16 protein-coding genes are annotated in these 19241 nt (G+C 61.7%); 8 read left to right on the forward strand and 8 right to left on the reverse strand.

From position 1 onward, the window contains the following. Positions 1-43 precede the first annotated feature (43 nt). From art_RS07895 to rfbB, 4 genes are read right to left on the reverse strand one after another with little or no spacing between them, the layout of a single operon-like run. Positions 44-2071, reverse strand: a complete 2028-nt coding sequence (locus tag art_RS07895; protein ID WP_038463788.1) for a DUF6541 family protein — start codon at positions 2069-2071, stop codon at positions 44-46. A gap of 30 nt (positions 2072-2101) precedes the next feature. Beyond that, positions 2102-3118 (reverse strand): UDP-glucose 4-epimerase GalE, encoded by a 1017-nt coding sequence (galE, locus tag art_RS07900; protein ID WP_038469248.1) that lies wholly within the window; start codon positions 3116-3118, stop codon positions 2102-2104. Positions 3119-3129: 11 nt separating this feature from the next. Beyond that, the gene (locus art_RS07905; protein ID WP_038463791.1) at positions 3130-4539 is read right to left on the reverse strand and encodes a bifunctional dTDP-4-dehydrorhamnose 3,5-epimerase family protein/NAD(P)-dependent oxidoreductase; all 1410 of its coding nucleotides are present in this window, start codon (positions 4537-4539) and stop codon (positions 3130-3132) included. A 3-nt stretch (positions 4540-4542) separates the two neighbouring features. Continuing rightward, positions 4543-5541: a dTDP-glucose 4,6-dehydratase gene (gene rfbB / locus art_RS07910; RefSeq protein ID WP_038463795.1), complete on the reverse strand. Its 999-nt coding sequence runs from the start codon at positions 5539-5541 to the stop codon at positions 4543-4545. Positions 5542-5676: 135 nt separating this feature from the next. On the opposite strand from rfbB, the gene art_RS07915 reads away from it, so the two are divergent. The 7 genes from art_RS07915 to art_RS07945 all read left to right on the forward strand — a co-directional run bounded on the left by art_RS07915 (position 5677) and on the right by art_RS07945 (position 11738). Next, positions 5677-6162, forward strand: coding sequence for a hypothetical protein (locus art_RS07915; protein WP_038463798.1), 486 nt, complete (start codon positions 5677-5679; stop codon positions 6160-6162). Positions 6163-6164: 2 nt separating this feature from the next. Next, positions 6165-7442, forward strand: coding sequence for a hypothetical protein (locus art_RS07920; RefSeq protein WP_157875210.1), 1278 nt, complete (start codon positions 6165-6167; stop codon positions 7440-7442). Continuing rightward, positions 7435-8430: a glycosyltransferase family 2 protein gene (locus tag art_RS20955; protein ID WP_052136124.1), complete on the forward strand. Its 996-nt coding sequence runs from the start codon at positions 7435-7437 to the stop codon at positions 8428-8430. Before art_RS07920 ends, art_RS20955 begins: the two co-directional genes overlap by 8 nt. A 77-nt stretch (positions 8431-8507) precedes the next feature. After that, entirely contained in the window at positions 8508-9251 is a 744-nt protein-coding gene (locus tag art_RS07930; RefSeq protein ID WP_038463804.1) for a glycosyltransferase family 2 protein, read from the forward strand. Between the two features lie 8 nt (positions 9252-9259). After that, complete coding sequence (locus art_RS07935; protein ID WP_038463807.1) at positions 9260-9664, forward strand: DUF2304 domain-containing protein; 405 nt, start codon at positions 9260-9262, stop codon at positions 9662-9664. Positions 9665-9713: 49 nt separating this feature from the next. Continuing rightward, on the forward strand, positions 9714-10601 hold the full coding sequence (locus art_RS07940; protein ID WP_038463810.1) for a glycosyltransferase: 888 nt from the start codon (positions 9714-9716) through the stop codon (positions 10599-10601). 48 nt (positions 10602-10649) lie between these two features. Next, on the forward strand, positions 10650-11738 hold the full coding sequence (locus tag art_RS07945) for an NAD(P)-dependent oxidoreductase (protein ID WP_038463813.1): 1089 nt from the start codon (positions 10650-10652) through the stop codon (positions 11736-11738). A gap of 111 nt (positions 11739-11849) precedes the next feature. Here art_RS07945 and art_RS07950 read toward each other — a convergent pair whose 3' ends face one another. Both art_RS07950 and art_RS07955 read right to left on the reverse strand, forming a co-directional pair. Continuing rightward, on the reverse strand, positions 11850-13937 hold the full coding sequence (locus art_RS07950) for an acyltransferase family protein (protein WP_082000182.1): 2088 nt from the start codon (positions 13935-13937) through the stop codon (positions 11850-11852). A gap of 102 nt (positions 13938-14039) precedes the next feature. Further along, a complete protein-coding gene (locus tag art_RS07955) occupies positions 14040-15137 on the reverse strand; it encodes an acyltransferase (protein WP_052136126.1) in 1098 nt (365 codons plus the stop codon). 182 nt (positions 15138-15319) lie between these two features. Here art_RS07955 and rfbA point away from each other — a divergent pair, with 182 nt between their 5' ends. Continuing rightward, a complete protein-coding gene (gene rfbA / locus art_RS07960; protein WP_038463816.1) occupies positions 15320-16183 on the forward strand; it encodes a glucose-1-phosphate thymidylyltransferase RfbA in 864 nt (287 codons plus the stop codon). A 210-nt stretch (positions 16184-16393) separates the two neighbouring features. Here the strand turns inward: rfbA and art_RS07965 are convergent, their stop codons facing one another. Next, positions 16394-18367 carry a DUF6541 family protein gene (locus tag art_RS07965; RefSeq protein WP_038463819.1) on the reverse strand — a complete coding sequence of 658 codons (1974 nt, stop codon included), beginning with the start codon at positions 18365-18367 and terminating at the stop codon, positions 16394-16396. 111 nt (positions 18368-18478) lie between these two features. Continuing rightward, a complete protein-coding gene (locus art_RS07970) occupies positions 18479-19240 on the reverse strand; it encodes an ABC transporter ATP-binding protein (RefSeq protein WP_038463822.1) in 762 nt (253 codons plus the stop codon). Between the last annotated feature and the right edge of the window lies 1 nt (position 19241).

The following is a 19241-nucleotide window of genomic DNA, read 5'->3' on the forward strand; positions in this document are numbered from 1 at the left end:
TGAGAGCCAGCCCACAGTTTTCTGCGTTCCGCGCAGCAGCGCGCTACTGGCAGGCGTCGATCCGGTAGAGCCGTGCCGCGCCCTGCTCATCCAGAAGGGTCAGGCCCGGTGTAAGCGCCAGGTCCTCCGAACTGGGGATGGTCATGCGCATGTCGCTGACCTGGCGTCCGCTGCCAAAGTCCAGGTAATAGTAGGCATCCAGCGTGCGGATTGCCTCGCAGACGGCAGGGTTCTCGTTGAGCTCAGGAAGGTGGGACCAAATCGTTTGGATCTCGGGGCTCTGCACGGACGCGAGGGACGGCATGATCGTCTTGTAGCCGTCCAGGGCATAGATGAGTGAGCCGCCGTTGGCCGGGTGACCGATCACGGTGGCGTCGGCCGGGATGTGTTCCGGCGCCCGCTTGATCAGGGCTGCCTCGTCACTGGAGAGCAGCCACGAGTCCGGTGTCGAGGCGTAGTAGTCGCTGGTTTCCACCACCGTGGTGGCCACCGAATTGTTCTGTGTTGACAGGCCCAGCACCAGTGCGGCCACGACGCCTACGCCCGCCACGGCTGCGGCGCGGGGTGCTGCCGCCAGCACGTTGGCGGGGATCGCCTTGACCGCGAGGTCAAAGCACCAGAAGGCACCCATGACCATGACCGGCAATGCCATGACGGGCAGCAGTGCCGCCAACCTGTTGCTGTCGTTGAAAAAGACGCCCGTGATGGAGTGCCGCAGCTCATTGTCGGGGAAACCGGATACCACCACGAAGAACATGACGCCCACGAGGAAGGGGCCCAGCACCCAGAGGCGTCGCCACTGGGCGCAAACTGCCGCGATTCCCAGCAGCGTCAGCAGGAACACCGGCCAGGAGAACAACACCTGCAGCGGTGACGTTGCCAAGGCTTCGCCCGCGGCCACCGGGAGGGTGAGCGTTGGCGGCCAGTGCGAACCTGCCGCACTGGGCCGGATCCTGTCCCAGGCGGCAACAAACACCACCAGATACAGCGCCACACCCAGCGTTGCGGCACCCATGGCACCCAATGGGAACTTGCGGGCACCAATGAGCCGGCCCAGCCAAAAGAGCAGCAGTGGGATCGTGAAGGCGGCCAGCGCCATGACAACGTTGGGATGTGCCAGCGCCAGACCGGGAGCGCCAATGACCAGAAAGGCCAGGCTCACGACGGGGCCGTTCCTGGGTTTTACGGAGAGTTTGAGCAGGTCGGCAACCAGGCCGATAAACACCGGCAGCAGTGCGATCGCCAGGAAGTTTGGATACAGCACGCCCCAGCCGAGCGCCAGAAAGGGGAACGCGCCGAAGCTGCCGGCCAAGGCGCCAGAAAGGAGCAACACAGCCGGACGGTTGCCCGCCACACAGGTGGCCAAATACATGCAGGCAAGAGTCCACACCAGGGCGCCGATGACAATGTTCACGCTATTCACGGCAACGGGCAAGGGCACATTACTCAGCTCGACCGTCAGTGCCACCAGGTTGTGCCAGGCAAAGGGATACACGCCCGAGGGCCCGTTGTGGATCATGGCGCCCACCGAAAACGCGGAACCGTTCCCGGATTCGACAATGGCGCGGATGGCGCTGAGATGGTGAACGTTGTCATACGTCTGGGAGATGTTCTCCGGCGCGATGAATGTTCTCGTCAGGTTGGACCAGATGGCGGCCACACCAAAGGCGAGCCCGCCAATCCCTGCCAGGACCATGGCGGGCGTTGTCCGCTGCTGCGCCGCGGGACGCAGTTCAGCCCGGTGCAGCTCCGACGGGCGCCCTGCTGGCTTGGTAGCCGGACGCTGTGTTGCCCTGTTGACCATGGCCATGCGGGTGGCAACGAGCTTGCGCACACCCCAAACGATGCCGGCAGAAGCGAGCGTGAAAATGCCCAGCACCACGGGGTTCCATCTCAGCCCGATGGCACCGGCAGCAATGGTGCCCACGGCCACCAGGCTGACCGTGAGAGGCGCTGCTGCGGCCAGCCAAGCCAGGCCTCGCGCGCCCAGCGCCCGTCCGAGGATGGCGCCGGGCATGATCACGACCAAAGCGGCAACCGCAATGGTTGGAACCGTCTCAAGCCAAGTCATGTATGTACCGTAATTCTGCAGGCCACAAGGCTATGGCTGCGCGTAGCCGTTCGGGTTGTGCTTCTGCCAGCGCCAGTGGTCGGCACACATTTGGGCCAGGTTGCGGTGCGCGGACCAGCCCAAATCGGCCAGGGCGGCTGAAGGATCAGCATAGCTGACGGCGGCATCGCCGGGACGGCGCGCGGCAAATTCAAAGGGAATGGGCGCCCCTGCCGCATCACCAAAGGCGGCGATGACTTCCAGGACCGAGGAGCCGTTGCCGGTGCCCAGGTTCCAGGTGAAGACGCCCTCGTGGCTGGTCAGGTACGACAAGGCGGCAAGGTGGCCGGCGGCGAGGTCCATGACGTGGATGTAGTCGCGCACACCGGTGCCGTCCGGCGTGGGGTAGTCGTTGCCGAACACCATGACCTTTTCGCGGCGGCCCACGGCAACCTGCGCCACGAAGGGCAGCAGGTTGTTGGGGATGCCTGTGGGGTCTTCGCCGATGCGGCCGGATTCGTGTGCGCCCACGGGGTTGAAGTAGCGCAGCAGGGCCACCCGCCAGGTGGGGTCGGCGGCGCCAAGGTCGGTGAGGATGTCCTCGATCTGTTCCTTGGTGCGGCCGTAGGGGTTGGTGGCGTCCAGGGGCATTTTCTCGATCAGCGGCACTTCCTCGCTGGCACCGTAGACGGTTGCGGAGGAGCTGAACACGAGTGAGCGCACGCCGTGCTTGTCCATGGAGGCCAGCAGGTTCAGGGTGCCCACAATGTTGTTTTGGTAGTACCGCAGTGGCTCGGCCACGGACTCCCCCACAGCCTTCAGGCCGGCAAAGTGTATGACCGAGTCAAAGCCTGAGGAGGCAAACAGTGCGTCCACTCCTGCGGCGTCGAGCAGGTCAAGCTCCACAAACTCCGGGTGCCGCCCGGTGAGTTCCTCAACCCGGCGCAGGGACTCAGCCGAGGAGTTCGCCAGGTTGTCGAGCACGACGACGTCATGCCCGGCTTCGAGCAGGCAAAGGACCATATGTGAACCGATGTATCCGGCACCGCCTGTGACCAAAACTTTCATGGTTTCCATTTCTATTGAGCCAAGTATTCGCGCAGGCGCTGCTGGGCGTTGGTGGGTGTGAAGCCTGTGGCCTTGATCTTGTCCAGGTTTAGGGTGCTGGTCAGGGGACGGGGGGCGGCGGCCTTGCCCTTGAAATATTCCTCGGTGCTGATGCCGGTGACGGCGTCGCGGTTGTGGCCGGTGAGTCCGTACACGTCGGCGGCGATCTCGGCCCAGGTCTGGGGTTCGCCGTCGTTGCTGAGGTTGTAGGTGCCGTACCCGGGGCTGGTGTCCAGAAGGTGTTTGATGGCGGCGGCGATGTCTGTGGTGAAGCTCAGCCGGCCCACCTGGTCATTGACCACTGCAGGTTTGATGCCGCGGGCGGCCAGGTTGGCCATGGTGGCGACGAAGTTGCTGCCCTCGCCGATGACCCAGCTGGTGCGGATGATGTAGTGCCGCGGGACTGTCGCGGCGACGGTGTCGCCGGCGGCCTTGGATTGGCCGTACACGCCCAGCGGGGACAAGGCCTCGTCCTCGCCGTGGAGTTCCGCCGTGCCGTCGAAGACGTAGTCACTGGAGACATGGACCAGGGTGATGCCGTGCGCCGTGGCGACCTTTGCCAGGTTGGCGACGGCGGTGGCGTTGATCGCCCACGCTGTGGTGCGCCCTTCGGGGGTTTCGGCCGTGTCCACGGCCGTGTACGCGGCGGCGTTGATGATGGTGGAGTAATTCCTCCAGTTCCGCCCCGTGTACGAGACCGGATCGGTGAGGTCAAAGCCGTCCCTCGTGGCAAACTCAACGCTTGGAACGCCGTCGTACATTTTCCGCAACGCCGTCCCGAGCTGGCCGTCGGCACCGAGCACCAGGGTCTTCTTGCCCGCCATCGGGGTGACATCGGCCAGGCGCGGGTGGCCCTTGTCCTTCTCGGACAGTTCGGCCTGCTCCAGCGGGATGGGCCAGGGAATGGCGGCGGTCTCATCGGCCAGGTTCAAGAAGGTGTACTGTCCCTGCGCGTCCGCGGACCAGTGGTCGTTGACGAGGTAGGTGTACGCGGTGGTGTCCTCCAAGGTTTGAAAGGCGTTGCCCACACCGCGCGGGATGAAGATCGCCTGGGAGGGGTCCATCACGGTAGTGAACACGGCGCCGAAGGACGGCCCCTCGCGCAGGTCCACCCAGGCACCGAAGATCTTGCCCGTGGCCACGGAGATGAACTTGTCCCACGGCTCGGCATGGATCCCGCGGGTGGTGCCAGCCTTTTCATTGAACGAAATATTGTTCTGCACCGGGGCGAAGTCCGGCAGGCCCATCGCCAGCATCTTCTCCCGCTGCCAGTTCTCCTTGAACCAGCCCCGGTTGTCACCATGGACCGGCAGCTCATACAGGATGACACCGGGAATGGGTGTTTGGGTTGCCGAAAGTTGCTTGGAAAATTCAATGCTCATGGATTACTGGCCCTGTTCCTTGTACTTCGCCTCGGTCGCGGCCTTCTGCGGACGCCACCAGTCCTGGTGTTCCTGGTACCAGGCGATGGTGTCTGCCAGGCCGGCATCGAAGTTCGCGAACGACGGAGCCCAGCCCAGCTCCGTGCGCAGCTTCTCCGATTCGATCGCGTAGCGCAGGTCATGGCCGGGACGGTCAATGACGTGGTCATAGGCGTCCGGGGCCTGGCCCATGAGGGAGAGGATGTGCTCTACAACGTCCTTGTTGTTCTTCTCACCATCAGCGCCGATCAGGTACGTCTCACCCATGCGGCCCTTGTCCAGGATCGCCAGCACGGCCGAGGAATGATCATTGGCGTGGATCCAGTCCCGCACATTCTCGCCCTTGCCATAGAGCTTGGGCCGGATCCCGTCGATCACGTTCGTGATCTGGCGCGGGATGAACTTCTCCACATGCTGGTACGGGCCATAGTTGTTCGAGCAGTTGCTGATCGTGGCCCGCAGGCCGAACGATCGCACCCAGGCACGGACCAGCATGTCCGAACCGGCCTTCGTCGCCGAGTAGGGGCTTGAGGGTGCGTAGGGGGTCTCCGCGGTGAACCGCTGCGGATCATCCAGTTCCAGGTCCCCGTACACCTCATCCGTGGAGATGTGGTGGAACCGCGTATCGTGCTTCCGCGCCGCCTCAATCAACGTGTACGTGCCAATGATGTTCGTATCCAGGAACGGGCGCGGATCATGCAAAGAATTGTCATTGTGCGATTCAGCCGCGTAATGGACCACAGCATCCGTTGCCGCAACGAGCCCGTCCACGAGTCCGGCGTCGCAAATATCACCCTTCACAAAGGTGTAGCGATCCGCAGGCAAACCCTCCAACGACGCCAAATTACCGGCATAGGTGAGCTTGTCCAACACCGTGACATGCATGTCAGTATTTTCCAGAACATAATGAACAAAGTTGGAACCAATGAACCCGGCACCACCGGTTACAAGGAGATTTCGCATTAGGCCAGCATACGGGAACGCCCCGTGCATCCATCGGAACGGCTGCGGCTTGGCAGTTGCGCAGCCCACTAGTTGACAATATTTTTGCCCTGCACCCGTAAGGTAGGCTTGCTACGCAACTTATGGAGGAGCATCTTGAAGAAACTCTGGGCCGCATTTGCCCTGGCAGCAGCATTGGTGACCACGGTTTCCGGATGTACCATTGTCGACGAACCGGCCCCCGCGCCGATGTCACCGCCGGAAGCCACTGCCCCACCGCTGGTCACGGACTATCCAACCGCCACCGGCACCGTGGACACCAAACTTGTTATTACCTTGCTGCAGGGCAACAGCCTGGGCGTCAGCACTCGCGAATTGAACTGTGTCGGGACCCAGGCCGTTGTCCCCACCACCATTGTCGATGCCGACGCGGCATGCGCCCTCATTGCGGGCTCGGACAAGCTGTTCAGCAAAGAGCCGGTGCCCACGGATAGCAAGAAGTGCACCGACACCGGAAACCAGGTAGTGGCCGATGTCTTTGGTGAGTCCAAGGGCAAGCACATCCGTGTGTCATTCCAGCGGAATAACTTGTGCAATACCAAGGTCTGGGACGCCGTGTCACCCCTCATTGGACTCGGCTAACGGTGTCATCCCCCACCCCAGGCAAGGGTAAGACCCTCTCTTCGGTCGGGTTGTCGTCCCTGGTTGCTGCAGCGTGCGGCTACCTTGTCCTCATTGTCGCCTCACGCAGCCTGACCCCGGCCGATAACGCCAATTTCCTGGCTTTCTGGGGTGTCCTGCTCGGCTTGTTTGGTGTGCTGACAGGGCTGATGACCGAGGGCACCCGGGCTGTGAAGTCGCGGCGCATGATGAAAAATATGGAGCCGCACCACGGCGCCCCCGTACTTCCCGTTTCCCTGTTGATTGGCGCCGCGACAGCACTTCTGGTTGCTGCCAGCAGTCCGTTCTGGATGCCGACGCTGATTCCCAACGCGCCTCCCCTACTGTGGCTGGGCATCGCCCTGTCCGTCCTGCTATACGCCGGCCATATTGGGCTCGCAGGGGCAACCGCCGGGCTGGAACGCTGGGGCAGCTATTCCGGTTTGGCCGCTACGGAGGCGATCTTCCGGCTGCTCCTCATGGCGCTGGCCGCGTTCGTGGGCGGCAGCCTGGCAGGTCTTGAATTTGGCGCCTTAAGCGGCACACTCGTGTGGCTGTACTTTGCCATCTTTTCCGCGGGCGGCCGGGCCGGTATGCGGGCACGGGCAGACGTAGGCGTGCTCCCGTACCTGGTTCGCTGCGGCCTGGCCATGGCAACCGCCGCTGCAACAGCCATCCTGGTCACCGGCCTGCCAGCTGTCATCAAGATTGCCGCCGACCCGGCGGACTTTGCCCTGGCAGCCCCCCTTCTGCTGGCTGTTTCGCTCACGCGGGCACCCATCATGATCCCCCTTCAGGCGTTCCAGGGCGTTGTCATGACAGCGCTGATCCACTCCGACCAGCCCTCCCACCGCGTCCTGGCAAAACCGTTTGCCGCCATTGTCGCCCTGGGTGTAGTGGGAGCAGTTGCCGCCGCACTTGTGGGGCCCTGGATCATGCTCATCTTCGGCCCGGACTACTCAGTTGACGGCTGGCTGTTGGGCGCCCTGACACTCGCAGCCGCCTTCCTGGCCATCCTGACACTGACCGGCACGGCCGCAATGGCCCTTGGCCGGCACCGCCTCTACCTGGCCGGCTGGGTCGTGGCGACCGTCGTTTCAGTCTCACTGCTGTTTGTTCCGGGCCCGCTGGTACAAACAGTCGTCACCAGCCTTTTCGCCGGCCCCATCATTGGTGCCCTGGTACATGCTGCGGGAGTGCTCCGCAGCAACCGCCTTGCCGCCCCTGCACCGTCAACGTCAAAGGACTCCCTCGATGGCTAACGCCCCCCGCGTCTCGATCATCATGCCGTGCTTCAATGCCGCCGCCACCGTGGAACGGGCCATCAACAGTGTCCTGGCCCAGACATTCACCGACTTTGAGCTGATCATCGTCAACGACGCCTCCACCGACAACACGGTGGAGATCATCACCGCTCTTATGGCCGGCACCGGCGATGCCCGGCTGAAGCTCATTGACCTGCAGGAAAACCTTGGGCCGTCCGGCGTCCGCAACGAGGCGCTGCGCGGCGCCTTGGGAACATTTGTTGCGTTCCTCGACTCAGATGACGAGTTCCTGCCCGAGTTCCTGCACCACCATGTCTCCGCTTTGCCCGATGGATTCGATATCTCGATGGCGGGCCACTTTGTCATTCGCCCCGACGGCAGCGAAACCACCAGGCACAGCCAGTTCATCGGCCAGTCCACAGGGCTGGAGGCCATGCGTGAGGCCATGCTGGACAACATCCTGCCTTTTGCATGGGACAAGGTTTACCGGCGGACCTTGTTTGAAGACATCAGCTTCCCCGAAGGTTCCACCCGCTTCGAAGACATGACCATCAACATTTTGTTGGACTCCAGGGCACGCCTGGTGACAAGCTCCCCCACCCCGCTGAACCGCTACTATATTTCTTCCGGTTCCTTGACGTGGGGGAGAATTCCTTCCCGCAGCGACTCAGATCTGGCCCTGGCCGACCTTCATGAACACCTGCCGGAGGGGCTTCGTGCGGGAAAGTTTGCGAAGCCATATGCCACCATGCGGCTGCTGATCACCCTGATCGTTGCCCAGAGCGCCATCATGAAGCTCAAGAACCAGCCCGCGGCCCAAGCAACAGTCGATGATTGCCGAAAGTCCTTGAAGTTCTCCTGGATATTTGCTGCCACCTTCGTCAAGCCAAAGTTTGCCGCCGCCGCACTATTGCTGAAAGCTGCTCCGGCCACCTTCGCCAAGGTTTACCTGAAGTACTCAGCCGCAAGCTACGGTTTGGAGTAGGCGGCGCCTTGCGCACGTGAGCTACGGCGCACCCAATAACCCATCCCCCTGAGCATGATTGGTATAGATTAGAGACCATGACCCCACCACTCCCACAACGCGTTCTCGTCATCATGCCGGCGTGGAACGAGGGTCTAGCTGTCGGCAATACCGTGCGGGAAGTCCTGGCCCGGCCTGAAGGATACGACATTTTGGTCGTCAACGACGGCTCCTCCGACAACACCGCCACCGTCGCTGCTGATGCCGGCGCAACCGTTTTGCACCTGCCATTCAATCTAGGTGTTGGCGGCGCCATGCGCGCCGGGTTCAAATATGCCAGCCGCCACAACTACGACGCCGCCATTCAGGTTGATGCGGACGGCCAGCATGATCCTAAGGACATTGCGGTTGTTTTGGGCGGGCTTGCCGATGCGGACATCTCCATCGGCGCCCGCTTCGCCGACAAGGGAAATTACACCGTCAGCGGCCCCCGAAAGTGGGCCATGGTTTTCCTGGCGAAGACCATCTCAAGGCTTGCCGGCACCCGTCTGACCGACGTGACCTCGGGATTTCGTGCCGCCAACACCCGCGGCATCGCCCAATACCTTGACCATTACCCCGCCGAGTACCTTGGCGACACCATCGACTCCCTCGTGGTGGCCATCCGTTCCGGCTGCACGGTGACCCAGGTCCCCGTTGAAATGCGTGTCCGCCAGGCTGGCACACCCAGCCACAATCCTGCAAAGGCTGCCCTGTACTTGGGCAGGAGCATCTTCGCCTTCCTCTTTGCACTGACAAGGAAACCATCCACCTTGGTCCATGCCGAAACTGAAGTGGGGTGAACTAGGACATGTCGGTTCTTGCTGCGTTTATCCTTTCCCTCGTAATCCTGTTCCTTGTCTTCGATATGCTTCGCCGGAAGAAAATTCGGGAGAAGTACGCCGCCTTGTGGCTGCTTGTCGGCGTTTCCATGCTGGTGCTGGCTGCATTCCCGCGCCTGCTGGAAATAATCGCCCACACGCTCAACGTGCAAGTGCCTTCAAACCTCCTGTTCGCGCTCAGCATTGTCCTGGCCTTGGGTGTTTGCCTTCACCTGTCCTGGGAAATCTCAGTCGTTGAGGATGAAACCCGGATTCTGGCTGAGGAATCCGCCATCTTACGGGCACAGCTTGCCACGCTTGAAACTAGACTTGATGCCCTGACCAGTGAACCCCGCCCCTCACGGGCCGAGCAAACGCCACCCAACGACGAATAGGCCCCACCGGCCCAGCCCCTGATTCAGGGGAGAAAGTGACACCTTCACAATGCCCTTGGACATTTTCATTCCATACTGGGGAGATCCCGGTTATATGAAGGAAACCGTCAACAGCGTTCTGGCACAGACCAGCGACGACTGGCGCCTGACGGTCGTGGATGACGCCTACCATGATCTAGAGATTCAACGCTTCATTGCAGGCCTCGACGATGAGCGCATCAAGTACATTCGAAAGGAGACCAACGGCGGTATTACCGCGAACTACCGCACGTGCGTCTCACTGGCCACCGAAGAAGTCATGGTTATTCTGGGCTGTGACGATGTCCTGCTGCCCAACTATGTTGAGACGATTTCGGCAGCGCATAATCGTTTCCCTTCAGCGGCCATCATCCAGCCTGGCGTCCAGGTCATCGATGAGAACAGCACCGTGGTCAAGACGTTTGTTGACGTGGTCAAGCAGAAGGTCGTGCGTCCTCACGGCAACGGCGCGCAGCTGGTGTCCGGGGAGTCGATTGCCGCCAACCTGATGCATGGCGACTGGTTGTACTGGCCTGCCTTGGCTTTCCGCACCGACCGCATGCAGGCGGTGGACTTCCGTGACGGCTTCCCCATCATCCAGGACCTGGCACTGATCATGGACATGATTTATGCCGGCGACCAGCTCCTGATTGAGCCGACCGTGTGCTTCTCCTACCGCCGTCATTCTGAAAGCGCCTCGTCGTCGAAGTTGATCGACGGCTCACGCTTTGTTGGCGAACGTGACTATTTCGCCGTCGCCGCTGCCCAGGCACGTGAGCTGGGATGGACCAAGGCCGAACGTGCCGCGAAGCTGCGCATCACCTCGCGTGCCCACGCCCTGGCACTGGTGCCCAAGGCGCTCCTGGCTCGTGACGGCAAGGCAGCCAAGACCCTGACCCGCCACGTCTTCGGGTCCTAGCCCCGAAACCCCACTGGCTTCATCATCCATTCAAGAAAGTAACCCACCATGCAGAACTCCCCCGAATCACGGACCGAAACGGTCCTCATCACCGGCGGTGCAGGATTCATCGGATGCGCCATATCTGAGTCCCTGCTCGAATCCTTCAAGAGGGTTGTGGTGGTTGACAATCTGCACCCGCAGATTCACGAATCTGGTGAACGGCCGGCCGCTCTGGCAGAAGGCGTTGAATTAATCGTCGGCGACATCACTGACGCCGCAACCTGGGACCGCGTCCTCCCGGAGGTCAAGCCGGATGTGGTGATCCACCTGGCCGCCGAAACGGGTACCGGCCAGTCCCTGGAGGAAGCAACCCGCCATACGCACGTCAATGTTGTGGGCACTTCGCAGCTTCTTGACGGCTTCATCCGCAACAAGGCCCTCCCCCGGCGCATTGTCTTGACCTCGAGCCGTGCGGTGTATGGTGAGGGCGCGTGGCGCACCACGGACGGCGCGCTGTTCTACCCAGGCCAGCGGACCAGTGAAACCCTTGACCGCTCCGAGTGGGACTTTCCCGGCGCCGAACCGACAGCCATGAACGCTGCCGAGGTGTTCCCGGCGCCGGTGAGCGTCTACGGCGCAACGAAATTGGCTCAGGAGAACATTCTGCTGGCGTGGGCAAAGTCCTACGGCGTCGAGAGCGCCATCCTGCGCCTGCAGAACGTATATGGCCCCGGCCAGTCCCTCATCAACCCGTACACGGGCATCATGAGCCTGTTCTGCCGCATGGCCATGGGCGGACGCTCCATCCCACTGTACGAAGACGGCCAGGTTCGCCGCGACTTCATCTTGATCGACGACATCGCATCGGCCGTGGTGGCGGCAGCCACCTCGGAAAAGACACCCTCCACCCCCCTTGACATCGGCTCAGGGGAATTCCAAACCATCGGCACGGCAGCGCAGACCATTGCCGCCCGATACGGTGCCCCTGCCCCGCATGTCACCGGACAGTACCGCCAAGGCGATGTCCGCCACGCCTGGGCCGACATCTCGGCAGCACGCGATGTTCTGGGCTGGGAGCCGCGCTACAACCTCGCACAGGGAATCGCACTGCTGGCTGACTGGATTGATGTCCAGCCCGACGTAAAGCCCGCATAGGCGCCATCCTGCACAGCGAAGGGCCCGTTCACCTATCCTGGTGAACGGGCCCTTCGCTGTTGTCATGAGCTGTCGGGAAGGGCCGTCACGGCAGATTGTCGAGGCGGGCCGTCACCGCATGGGAGCCAGCAACATGTCCCAGCCGGTGGCGTCCTGAAACTCGCGTTCAAACATGGGTGTGAGGGTGTTCATGTAGCTGCGGGTCACGTGGTTGTCATCCTTGTACACAATGACGTTGCCGATGACCGCCGGGCAGTTGGTGTCATCGCAAAAGTAGTCGGTGAAGTCCAGGAACGTGGTGCGGGGCAACATCCAGGCGATCTCATCCGTGGGTGGGACTTCACTGTACAAGTCGATGCGCTTGGCACCACAGGCAAGGTAATTGCCTGGGGTTTCCACCAGGCACTCGGGCACCTTTTGTGGAATCCTCGGGGTGTCCCGCACGGCGACTACATCAATCCCGGCCGAGTTAAGTGTAACCATGGCATTGAGCCATGAATCGTCAAGCAGCTCGGGCTCCTCCCACAACACGTTGGTGCGGGTGCTGGTCGTCACCACAAGGTCTGGCGCCATCGCCAGGACCTCGGCCATGGTGTCCCGGTTGAAGTCCGCGCAGCTCTCAGAGATGCCCGTTTCAAGGTCGTCACCAAGCGGGCAGTAACCCTTCGTGATGGACGTGACGCTCCAATGGTTGCGCTCCGCCATGTCAAGAATGGGCGTGTTCAGTACATGGGCGTGGGAGCTGCCCAGGACCACCACATGCTTGTCGCCGTCCTCGATGCTGTTGCGGCAAATGTTCAGCAGTTCCTTGCCGTCCGAGCGGCACTTCCCGCCAACGAACACCGGCCAGTCATCAGGCAGGGACGCCTGGGTGGGCATCAGGGGCGCCCTGGGATCGGCGCCGTCCACATACCCCGGCAGCAGTGAAGCCGCCCCCGGGCTGTTCTGAGCTGCCAGCGTCATGGCAGCCTCATTCGCGTTCTTGACCTGGGTCTGCCAGCCTGCCAGGGGCACGGCGACGAGCGTGACGCACACAAGAATCACGCCCAGGGCCCTGCGCCGCTTCACTTCAATCCAAGGGCTGCGCCGGATCGGCGTGTCGATGTATTTCGTGGCAATCGCGGCAGCGGCGACGGAGCCCAACACAATCAGCAGCCCGGGGACAAGCCCCGCCTGCTCGTTGCCGGATGCCACAAGATAGACAACCAGAACGGGCCAGTGGAACAGGTACAGGGCGTAGGAACTGTCGCCAAGCTTGACCAGCGGCTGCCAGCTCAGCAACCGGTCCGCGCCAATGCGGCTGCCGGTAAAGCCTGCAACTATGATCGCGGCTGCGGCCAGCGTGGGCCACAAGGCCATGTAGCCGGGAAATTGCTGGTCCACTTGGAGTACGATGCCGCAGGCGAGCATCGCAACAAGCCCCAGCCAGCCCAGGACGATGCGGAGGCCACGACCAAACTTCAGGTAGGGCAGCAGCAAGGCAAGGAGGGAGCCCAGCGCAAACTCCCACAGGCGTGTGCGGGTGTCAAAGTAGGCAAATGCCTGGTTGTTCGCAGTGGTGATGACAGAGAACGTGAAGGACACGGCAAACAACGAGCCAAACAAGGCGATCAGCACGGTACGGATTCGCAACCGGGCCACTCGGGCGACCAGGGCGGCGAAGGCAAAGAGGAGCGGCCACAAAATGAAGATCTGGCCCTGGATGGACAGTGACCAGAAGTGCTGCAAGGGACTGGCCACGCTGTGCTGCGCAGCGTAGTAGTCCACCGATTCGCCGGCAAGGAACCAGTTCTGGTAGTAAAAGAGCGAGGCCCAACTTTGGCTAAAGATGCCCTCCCACCGCAATTCCGGTAGGAACAGCCGGGTTGCCCCGAGCGTGGCGAGCAACGTCACCGTGATCATGGGCAGCAGGCGCTTGAACAGGTGCACCCAGTACTTCAACAACTCAAGTGCGCGTCCAGCCTCCAATTTTCGGGTGAACTGGCCTGTCAGCAGGAAGGCAGAAATGAGCAGGAAAATGTCCACGCCGCCGGAAATGCGGCCAAACCAGACGTGGTAAGCCACAACCATGAGTACGGCAAGGGCTCTCAGGCCCTGTACTTCCGGAAGGTATTTGCGTTCTGTGTTTTGTGGCACCGGCGGCGGCCCATCGGCGGCTCGTTGCCCGGCTTGTGGCGGCAGTGTGATGCCGTGAGTCATAAAGTGGTACCTCTAGATGATGACGCGACCGCTTGTACGGCACGGATCCCCAACCGTCAGTCTACCGTTTCGCCGCCTGGCGGCTGCACAATGAGTTGCATGTCACACTCCGGGCACAAGCTGCACAGCAGCCGCAGGTGCACTCTTGGGCTGCGATTTGCCCCTTGCTCCACGGACCTTGCGCATCACGGGCCGTTCCACGAACACCCAGCTTCCGGCGGCCAGCGGCACTGTGATGATGGCGGCGATGACACTAAACCAGAACAAGCCCAATTCGTGAATGCCGAAGACTGCCAGCAGCTGCTGGACGGCAAAAGCGTAGATGTAGACCCCGTAGGAAATGTCGTTCTTGGCGATAAGTTTCGGCTGCCGCACCACGGTCGAGAGCCAGATGAGGCTGTAGGCGACAAAGAGTGCCGACGCCTGCACACCCCAGCCCGGGACGGTGGAGGAAATAGTGAAGGCCACTATCAATGACAGGGATCCGGGCAGCCAGTGGAAGCCGATCATGTCTCTCCACATGAAGAGCACAGATCCGGCGAGGAAGAACGGGAGCAGCTGGAGCATCAGGACGACGTCGAAGTTGTCGTTGCTTAGCCTGCTGATGGTTTCGATGTTGGCTTGGGCCACAACAGAGAGGACGAAGGCGATGGTCATGGGCCACCGTGAACGCCTCACAAGGGCAAAGCAGCCAAGTGCGGCGATGAACAGGTAACAGAGGAATTCATAGTACAGGCTCCACAAAGACCCGTTCCAGGCCCCCGGGTAGGGCACGTTGGCAGGCGTTGCCGAGATGTCATGGAACTGCATGTCCAACAGGGCATTGGAAAACACGTAGTTCAAGGGAGAGTGCACAGCCGTAAAATAGTCCTCCAGGCTGCCATTGGCAACTCGATAACCAATCGGCGCAAACACGAGTGCCATCATGAGCAGGCAGACCCAAAACGCCGGCATGATGCGTGCAATGCGATTGACCAGGTAGTGCCCCAGGGCATTGGACCAGCGGCTGGAAGTGATCAGGTATCCGCTGATGCCGAAGAACCCGGCGACAGCCCAGCCACCCAATGAGTAACCGGCAAATTTGGTTTCACCCTGGCCTGCCAGGGGCCAGCTGTGATGGACAAGCACGGCAAACGCCAAAATCAGTCGGATCAGGTTCAGGCTGTTGTTGCGTACGTCCAGAGCAGAACCGAACCACATACTTGGAGCACCATTGCTTGCCAATTTTGCACGACTCAAGATTACCTAGTCTTCTACCTTGTAATGTGGATGACAGTCAGGTATTCGTCACTGCTCCTGTCGCCAGCCTTGCCGCTGATATTGCGAAAGGAAACTCGAGCCTCCGTTTGCGTTATTCCAACGCTTGCGGCCATGATTACTGTATGCGCGGAATTATCCTTGCGGGCGGAACTGGCTCGAGACTGCATCCAATCACCCATGGTATCAGCAAGCAGCTGGTGCCCGTCTATGACAAACCCATGATTTATTACCCGTTGTCCACGCTGATTCTGGCTGGAATCCGGGATATTTTAGTTGTCACCACACCCCACGATGCGGAGCAGTTTAAGCGCCTTTTAGGTGACGGCTCCCAATTTGGTGTCTCCATCACGTACGTGAAACAGGAATCCCCGGACGGCTTGGCCCAGGCATTTATCCTCGGCGAAGATCATATTGGCTCCGAAACTGTTGCACTGGTCCTCGGCGACAATATCTTTTACGGCCCGGGTATGGGAACTCAGCTGCGCCGGCACGCCGACATCGACGGCGGCGCGGTGTTTGGCTACTGGGTCAAGGATGCGAAATCCTACGGTGTCGTTGAGTTTGACGACGCCGGAACCGCCATCTCCCTGGAGGAAAAACCGGAGATTCCCAAGAGTCACTACGCCGTTCCTGGACTGTACTTTTATGACAACGACGTCGTGGAGATCTCCAAGGCACTCAAACCGTCTCCCCGCGGCGAACTGGAAATCACCGACGTCAACCGGACCTACCTGGAGCGCGGCAAGCTGCAAGTGGAGATCCTGCCGCGCGGCACTGCCTGGTTGGACACCGGCACCTTCGAGGACCTGAACAACGCCTCCAACTTCATCCGGACGGTGGAAAGCCGCCAGGGCCTGAAGATTGGTGCGCCGGAGGAAATTGCCTGGCGCCAGGGCTTCCTCAGCGATGACGAGCTGCGCCAACGCGCAGAACCACTCATGAAGAGCGGCTACGGCGCATACCTGTTGTCGCTGTTGGAGTTCTAAGCACACTGTTTATGCACGGCTGAAGCCCCCGGTCCAAGACCGGGGGCTTCACACATGCTGGGCAAAACGCCGCAGCGGTCCCGCCGTCGCACTTTGGCCTCAAAACTCCGCGAGATGTGAGATGACGCCCTCCCGAACTCTTCGGACAGGGCGTCATCTCATATCTCGACGGGAGGGACAGGGCGTGAACTCAGACCTCGACGGGAGGGGCTACCAGCAGGCGGTGACCTTGTACAGCTTTGCCTCGGAGCCCTGCTGGTCGATGAGCTCCAGTGACGTGGATGAGCCCAGGTCCATGAGGCCGCCGAATCCGGTCATGGTTCCGGTGACGGTCCTGGTGCCGAAGTCCAGCGCGTACTTCACGTCCAGCTCCTTCACCGCGTCGCACACCCACGGGAACTGCCCGGCGCTCTTGAGCCCGGCGTTGACGATGTCGACATTGTCCCCGTGCGTGGTCAGGATGTGCGGCTGCATGACCTCCCGGCCGGAAATGGCGTAGGCCAGGGCTGCACCGCTGCTGGGCAGGCCGGCAATGACGGCGCCGGGCTCCACATGCGTGTCCAGGCGGTCGAGCAGGGCCCGCTCATCCGGGCTTAACAGTCCGGACACCGGCGATGCAACATAGGCGAAGTGCGCCTGGTTCACGGCCCAGGTCATGACACCGAACTGCGTGGCAAAAACGAGCACAACAACACCGGCCGCGTACGTTGTGATGCGCAACGGCGTCCGGGATCCGGGGTCCTCCTGCCGGCCGGCAGGGCGCTGGCGGACGGCAGCAATCCGGCGGTGCGCCTCATCCCACAGATATGTTGCACCGATCACGGCGGGCCCAACCATGGCCACCGGTAGCAGTGCGGCAAGGCGGTAGCTGTCGTAGTACCAGACGCCCGTCAGGAACCAGCGGGGGCTGAAGTCCAGGCCTGCCGCGTAGAAGAACAAGAGGCCGGCCACAAGGAAGGTGCCCAGCAGCCACAATTGCCTGCGCATGACGAAGATGCGGATCAGCCCAACAACCATACAGACAGCAATGATGGCTGCTGCCGGGCGGCCCATGGCCCCGCCCAGGAAGATCTCGCCGATGGCCTGCGGCGAGCTTTCCACAGCACCCCAGCCGGCAGCGCCGGGCGGCGGGCGGAACTTGCGCCACACAATAGCCAGGACCAGGGCGGAGACAACGGCCGCACCAATGATGATCCACAGCTGGCGGCGGCGTTCGGGGGTGTTGACCGGCAGCAAGTTCTTGACGAGTCCGCAGGCCCACAGCAGCACGGCGGGAAGCACGAAGGCCAGGAGCGCCATGAGCGTGCTGGGGTGTGCCACGGCGATGGCGGGAACCGCGACGAGCACCAACAACCAAGCCACGGGCGTGGCCGGACGATGGCCCTTGCCCAGGCCCATGGCGCTGAAGACCAGGCCCATGCCTGCCGGCAGCAGCGCGATCGAGAGCAGGTTCGGGTAGAGGACGCCCCAGTCGATCATCATCAGCGGGAAGCCGGTGAAGGCGGGGATGAAGATCAAGGCCACAATCGTGGAGACCAGGCGGCTTCCGACGATCTGCCGGACCAGGTACAGGGCACCCAACGGCCAGACAATGGCGCCGATGGCAAGGTTCGTCACGCTGACAGCCACGGGGATGCTGGCACCCGTTGCCATGGCAACCAGGCTGGCCATGGCGTGCCAAGCCGACGGGTAGGCGCTGATGCCCGTGAAGGCACCCAGGTTCAGCGGTGAGGCGTCCCCTGAGTCAATAGCCCAGCGGACGGCATTGAGGTGGAAGACGTTGTCATAGGTTTGGGAAATGCTCTCCGGGGTCTGGAACGCCGTCCCCATCTGCAAGGCGATGAGCACGCCGGCACCCAGCAGTCCGACGGCGGAAGCCACCAGCACCGATGTCCGTTCCGGCACCCAGAGCGGGTCCTGCCACTTGCGCGCGAGCAGCACCTTGATGCCAAAGGCGGCGGCGGCGATCACCAGTGCCCCGATGCCATACGACAGCGGCGACCAGGCGATGCCGATGATGGGCAGCACGAGCGAGAGCACGCTGGCCATGGCAACGCTGAACAACGGAGCCAGCAGCACCGCTGCCAGGCCACGAACCCGGACGGCCAGGGAAAATACGAAACCAGGCACAACAAGGATCGCCCCTGCCACCACAATCAAAGGTAGAGCTTCCCACCAAGTCACTAAAGCACCGCTTCCTTACTGCTACTTCTACTGCCGGACCGGTGGGTACGGCTTCTTGAAAATTTGTTGCTGCCACGCAGGGCGGCTGGGCTGCTGTGCCGGGCAGTGGGCCTAAGCCGCTGCCGAGCGCTGACGCAATTCCTTGACCACCACGTGGACTTCGTCGTCCATAATGACCTTGCCGTGTTCCAGCAGGATCCCGCGTTCGCAGACCGTCGACACCAGGTCCAGGTCGTGGCTGACCACAAAGAGGGTCTTGCCGGCTGCGGCAAGTTCCTTGATCTTCTTGATGCACTTGCGCTGGAACGGTTCATCACCCACAGCCAGGATCTCGTCGATCAAAAAGACTTCCGGGTCCGTGTGGACGGCAATGGAAAACGCGAGTTTCAAGTACATGCCGGAGGAGTAAAACTTCACCTCGGTGTCAATGAACTCGCCGATCTCGGAGAACTCCACGATCGAATCAAACATGGTGTCGATCTGTTTCTCGGTCATGCCGAGGATGGCACCGTTGAGGTAGACGTTGTCGCGTCCGCTCAGGTCATGGTGGAAACCGGCGCCCACCTCGATGAGCCCGGCCACCCTGCCACGGGTCTGGACGGTTCCGCCGTCGGGCTGTAAAACACCCGAGATCAGCTTCAACAAGGTGGACTTGCCGGAGCCGTTGAGCCCGAGCAGCGCCACGGTCTCCCCCTGGGCCACGTCGAGGGAGATGTCCTGCAGCGCGTCAAAACGCTTGGACAAATCACCCTTGCGCCCCTTCACGAGCCAGACGATCGACTCCTTCATGGAGCGTGTATTGCGCAGCACAAATACCTTGCGCAGGTTGCGGCAGGTGATGGCGATGTTGTCGGCAACGGTCTCGGCGGTCATC

The sequence above is a fragment of the Arthrobacter sp. PAMC 25486 genome (genome assembly GCF_000785535.1).
Classification (GTDB): Bacteria; Actinomycetota; Actinomycetes; order Actinomycetales; family Micrococcaceae; genus Specibacter.

Excerpts from the sequence above, each read along its gene's own strand:
- art_RS07895 (WP_038463788.1), bottom strand. The coding sequence starts at position 2,071 with ATGACTTGGCTTGAGACGGTTCCAACCATTGCGGTTGCCGCTTTGGTC.
- galE (WP_038469248.1), bottom strand. The coding sequence starts at position 3,118 with ATGAAAGTTTTGGTCACAGGCGGTGCCGGATACATCGGTTCACATATG.
- art_RS07905 (WP_038463791.1), bottom strand. The coding sequence starts at position 4,539 with ATGAGCATTGAATTTTCCAAGCAACTTTCGGCAACCCAAACACCCATT.
- rfbB (WP_038463795.1), bottom strand. The coding sequence starts at position 5,541 with ATGCGAAATCTCCTTGTAACCGGTGGTGCCGGGTTCATTGGTTCCAAC.
- art_RS20955 (WP_052136124.1), top strand. The coding sequence starts at position 7,435 with ATGGCTAACGCCCCCCGCGTCTCGATCATCATGCCGTGCTTCAATGCC.
- art_RS07930 (WP_038463804.1), top strand. The coding sequence starts at position 8,508 with ATGACCCCACCACTCCCACAACGCGTTCTCGTCATCATGCCGGCGTGG.
- art_RS07935 (WP_038463807.1), top strand. The coding sequence starts at position 9,260 with ATGTCGGTTCTTGCTGCGTTTATCCTTTCCCTCGTAATCCTGTTCCTT.
- art_RS07940 (WP_038463810.1), top strand. The coding sequence starts at position 9,714 with ATGCCCTTGGACATTTTCATTCCATACTGGGGAGATCCCGGTTATATG.
- art_RS07945 (WP_038463813.1), top strand. The coding sequence starts at position 10,650 with ATGCAGAACTCCCCCGAATCACGGACCGAAACGGTCCTCATCACCGGC.
- art_RS07950 (WP_082000182.1), bottom strand. The coding sequence starts at position 13,937 with ATGACTCACGGCATCACACTGCCGCCACAAGCCGGGCAACGAGCCGCC.
- art_RS07955 (WP_052136126.1), bottom strand. The coding sequence starts at position 15,137 with ATGTGGTTCGGTTCTGCTCTGGACGTACGCAACAACAGCCTGAACCTG.
- rfbA (WP_038463816.1), top strand. The coding sequence starts at position 15,320 with ATGCGCGGAATTATCCTTGCGGGCGGAACTGGCTCGAGACTGCATCCA.
- art_RS07970 (WP_038463822.1), bottom strand. The coding sequence starts at position 19,240 with ATGACCGCCGAGACCGTTGCCGACAACATCGCCATCACCTGCCGCAAC.